This window comes from Acinetobacter stercoris (assembly GCF_900323515.1).
Taxonomy (GTDB): Bacteria; Pseudomonadota; Gammaproteobacteria; order Pseudomonadales; family Moraxellaceae; genus Acinetobacter; species Acinetobacter stercoris.
In genome coordinates this window covers 1-1166 of sequence record NZ_OOGT01000409.1, presented here as the reverse complement: position 1 = coordinate 1166, position 1166 = coordinate 1, and the positions used below count along the sequence as shown (strand labels likewise).

Genomic DNA, 1166 nt, shown 5'->3' with positions numbered 1-1166 from the left:
ATGTAAAAAAGTAAACTTATATGTTAAAACTAAATAAAACGTTCACACTTTTATCAATTTCGATCTTGCTTTCTGCTTGTGGGGGAGGTAGCTCTGGTGATGGAGGTAGTTAGACAAATGAAACAACAGACAAGGCAACTTATTTTCAAGTAGATTATAGTTCACATCGAAATGGTGATAATTTCTCTATTGGGAAATATGAGATTAACAATAAAAGGATTATTGGTAGTAATAGTAATACAGAAATAGGTCAATATATTTTAACTAAAGATCGACTATATACACCAAGTGACAGATATGTGGGAACTATTGATGTTGATTCAATGACTCATTGGACTGTAAATACGATTAATGATCTAAGAAATGATTTGAGATTTGAGAAAGTTGAATTGTCAGGTAAAAACATTTTTGATTCTATTTTACCTGGCTATAGAGCTGAACGTTTTGATAGTGAAAGTAGCTATTCTAATGCTCGAATTTTTTTGAGTTCGCATGGAAACGAAACATTTCCCAAAGGAAGCCATTGTTATAGGTTGATTTCACAACGAAACAATCAAGAATTTTTGAGTTTTAATACAGACAGACCAATAGATGATAAATTTGATATAAAGAGTGAAGAAAATATAAATATTGTTAATAATGCCCGTGAAAAATTTCCTGATTTGGATTTAGCTGATCTAAAAAATAGATTTCAAGGGATTGATTGGATAACAGTCTATAGTCTTGTCACAGGTTTAGAAATACCTTCTCTTACAAAAGTTCAATATAATGGGCAAGTTTTTAATGCAACATATAATAGTACTTTAGAATGGAAGCGTGATAAGCAGATTCAGTTTAGTAAAAGTATAATTGAATCAGAATTTTTTGCTGACAATGCAACTGAATTAAGGAAGGAGAAGCTTAATTTAGCAAGATTGGAAAATGGTTGTTATATGTATAATCAAACCGCAATTAACAAGTTAATTTCTCTTAATTTTTTCCGCTACAATTAAGTTCAGGATAAAGAGTTTTCTGGAACAGAAAACTCTTTATTTATTATAAAGGAAATGTTGTCTGGATATCTAATTTTAGTTAATTTAAAAAATGATCTTGATAAAATTTTTAAAATCAATGTATTAAAAGATATTTTGTGCAACAAAACCTATCTAAAAAGGAAAAATGATTAT

At 28.9% G+C, this 1166-nt stretch carries 1 protein-coding gene; it reads left to right on the top strand.

Annotated elements, in window-relative coordinates; translation table 11 throughout:
* Positions 1 to 299: 299 nt before the first annotated feature.
* Positions 300 to 992, top strand: a complete 693-nt coding sequence (locus tag KPC_RS19915; RefSeq protein WP_146196686.1) for a hypothetical protein — start codon at positions 300 to 302, stop codon at positions 990 to 992.
* Positions 993 to 1166: the final 174 nt, after the last annotated feature.